Annotated in this window: 7 protein-coding genes and 1 pseudogene; 2 read left to right on the top strand and 6 right to left on the bottom strand. The window is 37.9% G+C overall.

Going from position 1 to position 4,121, the window contains the following annotated elements:
* A partial coding sequence (locus NUV40_00900; protein MCR4342444.1) for an SDR family oxidoreductase occupies positions 1–635 on the top strand: 635 nt, incomplete at its 5' end.
* Between the two features lie 145 nt (positions 636–780).
* On the opposite strand, the gene NUV40_00895 is transcribed toward NUV40_00900, so the two are convergent.
* The 3 genes from NUV40_00895 to NUV40_00885 form a co-directional block, all read right to left on the bottom strand.
* Complete coding sequence (locus NUV40_00895) at positions 781–1,029, bottom strand: DUF2442 domain-containing protein (GenBank protein MCR4342443.1); 249 nt, start codon at positions 1,027–1,029, stop codon at positions 781–783.
* A gap of 9 nt (positions 1,030–1,038) precedes the next feature.
* Complete coding sequence (locus tag NUV40_00890; protein ID MCR4342442.1) at positions 1,039–1,308, bottom strand: DUF4160 domain-containing protein; 270 nt, start codon at positions 1,306–1,308, stop codon at positions 1,039–1,041.
* Positions 1,309–1,861: 553 nt separating this feature from the next.
* Complete coding sequence (locus NUV40_00885) at positions 1,862–2,080, bottom strand: addiction module protein (GenBank protein ID MCR4342441.1); 219 nt, start codon at positions 2,078–2,080, stop codon at positions 1,862–1,864.
* Between the two features lie 236 nt (positions 2,081–2,316).
* Between NUV40_00885 and NUV40_00880 the strand changes: the two are divergent.
* Positions 2,317–2,406, top strand: a pseudogene (locus NUV40_00880) (SDR family oxidoreductase).
* Positions 2,407–2,726: 320 nt separating this feature from the next.
* On the opposite strand, the gene NUV40_00875 reads toward NUV40_00880, so the two are convergent.
* The 3 genes from NUV40_00875 to radC all read right to left on the bottom strand — a co-directional run.
* Positions 2,727–3,002, bottom strand: a complete 276-nt coding sequence (locus NUV40_00875; GenBank protein MCR4342440.1) for a helix-turn-helix transcriptional regulator — start codon at positions 3,000–3,002, stop codon at positions 2,727–2,729.
* Positions 2,995–3,378, bottom strand: coding sequence for an EVE domain-containing protein (locus NUV40_00870; GenBank protein MCR4342439.1), 384 nt, complete (start codon positions 3,376–3,378; stop codon positions 2,995–2,997). Before NUV40_00870 ends, NUV40_00875 begins: the two co-directional genes overlap by 8 nt.
* A gap of 112 nt (positions 3,379–3,490) precedes the next feature.
* Positions 3,491–4,121, bottom strand: a 631-nt coding sequence (gene radC, locus NUV40_00865) for a DNA repair protein RadC (protein ID MCR4342438.1), incomplete at its 5' end; no start/stop codon positions are given.

Here is a 4,121-nt window from a genome sequence, read left to right as displayed (position 1 = left end):
ATGAAGTCAGGCAATTATTCGAACCTTTAGACGCAATAGATTTAGGAGAGTGCGATGTCACTTCCGATGAAGATATAGATAAACTCTTTGAGCGATTGGACAACAACGTTGATGCCCTTGATGGGCTGGTACACACTCCCGCATTTGCGAAAGAAGAGGATCTCTCTAATGGGTTTATCAATACATCACGTGATGGGTTTAAGCTTGCCCTGGACATAAGCTGTTACTCTTTAATTGCGTTATGCAGGAGCGCATTACCATTGATGGAAGTACGCGGTGGAGCCGTAATCGCGCTTTCATATATCGGCGGAGAAAAAGCCGTAAAAAATTACAATGTAATGGGTGTTGCCAAAGCCGCGCTTGAATCGAGCATTCGGTATTTAGCAGTAGATTTAGGCCCAAAGAACATTCGTGTGAATGCAATCTCTGCCGGTCCGATGAGGACCCTGGCCGCCAGGGGCTTAAAAAACTTCTCGGATATGTACGAAGGCATGAAAGAAAAGGCGCCTTTGAAGCGAAACATAACGACGAGTGAAGTAGGTGATACCGCCACTTTTTTATGCAGTGAATTAGCAAGTGGAATTACCGGAGAAATCCTTCACGTTGACGCGGGATACCATGCGGTCGGAGTGTAAGTTTATAATAATGGGACGCAGATTTTCGCAAATCAACACAGATAAAAGAATTTATCCTGCCGATGGTTCCGGCTGAAAGCCTGAACCAAAATGTTTAGGTTCAATCAAGATGATTGAACCTACAGTGATCACAACGCAGAGCCAATCATCTTCCCATAGTGAAGGACTTGCCCTCCACATACAAGGTATCAGGGCAAAAATCCTGACCATTTTTCCATTGAACGCTACCGAGAAATGGCTTAACCGTTGCAAAAAGATTTTTATTTTTTAATTCACGAAAAATGCCTTTATCAAGGTAAGGGCTAACATCAAATAATTTTTCTTCTCCATTGTCAAAAACTATTTTAATTGTATAATTCTGGTCTGGATATACTTCTTTCACTCTTGGATTCATCATAAAACCTCACTTTAAAGGATCAATTTTGAATATTTCCTGGCCATTTACCGCAAGCTCCCAATCTGCCATCAACTCATCTTTATGAATTTCTATCCATGCTTGAACTAGGCTCTTCTTATTTGTCTTAAGTTCTCCGGCAATTAGCTCGCCATCCGGAATTGAAAAAACTCCTTCCTGATCTTGGTATTTGACATGAACATGCGGCGTCTTGTGCTGTTTATTATCAAAGAAATACATAGACACAATAATCCCGTAAAACATAGAAATAATTGCCATACTTCTTCTCCTATCAGGTTGTGTGGAAAATAGTTTGACCCCTTCTTTTTTCAAGTCACAGTCTTTGAACATAAGAAGAAAGGTCTTGTCCTAAACGTATCACTTTAACATCGTAAATTGATACGGTAATTAAATCAACAAAAATCCCAACAAAAAAACTAACTAACAGGCTCTCTTAGCTGAAAGGCTGTCCCTGCCCCCAATAGCTTTCTTTCCTTTGGCCCGGACATTAAGTTTTTCTTTTATCTCTTCAATAAAAGATTCGCTTCCCACAGCTATGCTTTCAGTCCACTCACCCCGCCGAGAATTAACACCATCTTTCAGCAGTTCATTAACCCATTCTTTATGAGATTTTCTAAATCCATCATAGTTATCAAAACCTGATAATTCGGCTAGTTTTTGATATGCAATGCGTAGTCCGTTAATATTGTTCTTTTTGCCCCTATAAAAGTCGTTATTGGACCAAAAACATCCCTACTTGAGGGCTAAAGTTCAATCTTTTCAAATAGTTAGCGCGGCCCGACCCTCTAACTCTTCCCTAACTCTTAATAAATCATTTCCTTTTTTCAATGCGTGTTTGCAATTCTTTAATAGACAAGAGTTCGCCAGGAGAATAATGTTTTTCCAATCGATGGTCTAGTTCATTCTTATGACTTTCTGGCACAGGAATCTCTGACTCAATAGAGGAGATACTATCCCAGAGATCTTCCACAAAAAGTATCTTTTCCGGTACGCTTAATCGTAATATTTTCGGAACATCTTTTATCTTCATTATTATTTCCATTATTTCCTCAATTTTTACTTAAATTTATAAGATCGATATTGCTCTTTCCTAACGATGCAATCAGGCATGGTATGCGGACTTGCTAAAGATTCACTTAAAATTTACCAGATATTACACGAAAAACAATTTAAAACTGGACGACAATAGTCATCTCCTGTATTGACTCTCTTTACAAAAAACATATCTTTAATAACTAAAAATTGTATCTTCTGCTTTCAAGATGGACTTCGACCTTCTTATGCAGTGAATTAGCAAGTGGTATTACAGGAGAAATAATCCATGTTGATGTGGGATATCATGCTATTAATGTGTAAGTTTATAATAATGGAACGCAGATTTTCGCAAATCAACACAGATAAAAAACTTTTTCATACCGCTGGTTCAGGCTTGCCAGCTTGAACCAAAACGGTTAGGTACGTTTTATATAATCCAAACATACTTTAATAAGGTCATCAAAGGCAGGGTATCTCTTCTCTTTCCAACTATTGCTTTTGTTGACTTGCATGCGTAACGTCCCTCATAAGCAACCAGCACCTGTGCGGCAAGCCTGCAATAGAGGCTTGGAACAGCAGCCACAATAAACATTAAATTGCATAGTTATTTGTGGTTGGCTTCATGTGCTTGTTGTCTTTTATTATATTATCTCTACTTTAATTTGCCTTCCTACTGCCTCAGCGAATTTTTCTAATGTTGACAACCGTATATCTTTGGATTGATTCTCAATTCTGGAAATGGCAGATTTTCTTGTATGTAATTTTTTTGCTAAATTTTCTTGTGTAATTCCTGCCTCTTCTCTGGCTTGCTTTAACATAACTCCTATTTTGAAATCGTTATATCCGGATTCAAAATCCTTTGCAAATTCTAGACTTCTTTTTTTCCGTTTGCTAATGTACTTTTCAAGGTCATCCATCTTTTTTTCTCCTTTTTAAATAATTTTGCTTTCTGCTTTTGGCAAGTTCGATTTCACGTTTAGGTGTTTTCTGGGATTTTTTTTGAAATCCATTTGTTAAAATTATTAATTGTAGTCCATCGTAAAATCTTACTTCATATGATACGTCTACCCCGTGACTTTCCCATCCACTTTTTAAATATGGTGTAGAAATAATTTTTCCCCATCCATATAGTCCTCTAAAATGTTCATCACCAGCCATCCAAAAGAACACCAAATCCCCAGGATTCATTTTGTTTCGATATCTCGTCGCATACCATGTGTCTTTAGCCCCTGGAGAAATAGCTTCTCGAAGGTCATAGCGCTCAGGTACACTCTGGAAAACAAATACATTCATATATTATTTTTCTCCGTTCAATTCTAGAATTTTTACCCTAACAAGTAATTGATAAGTTTATAGATAACACCACTATTGTAATATTATCCAATAAGGAATTCCTATTCAGTTTTTATTTCTTCATATCATAATTTGTATTATAGCGTTTTATCAAACCTTCATCCGCAAAGCTAAAATATCTCTTCTCACCTATTATAATATGATCTAATACTTTTATTTTCATAATCCTGCCGGCAAAGACAAGTTCTTCAGTAATCCCTTCGTCTTCGTTACTTGGCTTTGGTTCACCGGATGGATGGTTATGCGAGAAGATCATGGCTGCCGCGCCAAATTTATTTGCCAGATTGATAATCTCTCTTACATACACATTGCTCATCGTTACCGTGCCCTCATGTGCGGTAACGATATCTATGACCTGGTTTTGGCTGTTAAGGAATATTACCTTGAAAACTTCTTTTTTCAGGTCCCTCATCCTTGGAAAAAGCAGATCATATGCTTTCCTTGATGATGAGGCTATACCTTCTATCTTCCTCTCTTCCTCAAGTATCCTTTTTCCCAACTCTACAGATGCTTTTATTTGCGCGATTTTTGCATGACTCAGACCCTTAATGCTGTACAGATCTTTTGCATCCAGCTTGTCCAGGCCTCTCAGACCCTTTGCCTCTCTGATTATTTGCCTGGCTAAATCAACAGCACTTTTCCCTTTAACCCCAACTCGCAATAATATTGCAAGTAACTCGGCA

Source organism: Patescibacteria group bacterium (assembly GCA_024654625.1).
GTDB lineage: Bacteria > Patescibacteriota > Minisyncoccia.
The sequence above is the reverse complement of the archived record's forward strand: the minus strand, read 5'-3'. Positions and strand labels throughout refer to the sequence as shown.

Coding starts and splice junctions, on each gene's coding strand:
- NUV40_00895 (MCR4342443.1), bottom strand. CDS start 1,029: ATGAATCCAAGAGTGAAAGAAGTATATCCAGACCAGAATTATACAATT.
- NUV40_00890 (MCR4342442.1), bottom strand. CDS start 1,308: ATGGCAATTATTTCTATGTTTTACGGGATTATTGTGTCTATGTATTTC.
- NUV40_00885 (MCR4342441.1), bottom strand. CDS start 2,080: ATGAAGATAAAAGATGTTCCGAAAATATTACGATTAAGCGTACCGGAA.
- NUV40_00875 (MCR4342440.1), bottom strand. CDS start 3,002: ATGGATGACCTTGAAAAGTACATTAGCAAACGGAAAAAAAGAAGTCTA.
- NUV40_00870 (MCR4342439.1), bottom strand. CDS start 3,378: ATGAATGTATTTGTTTTCCAGAGTGTACCTGAGCGCTATGACCTTCGA.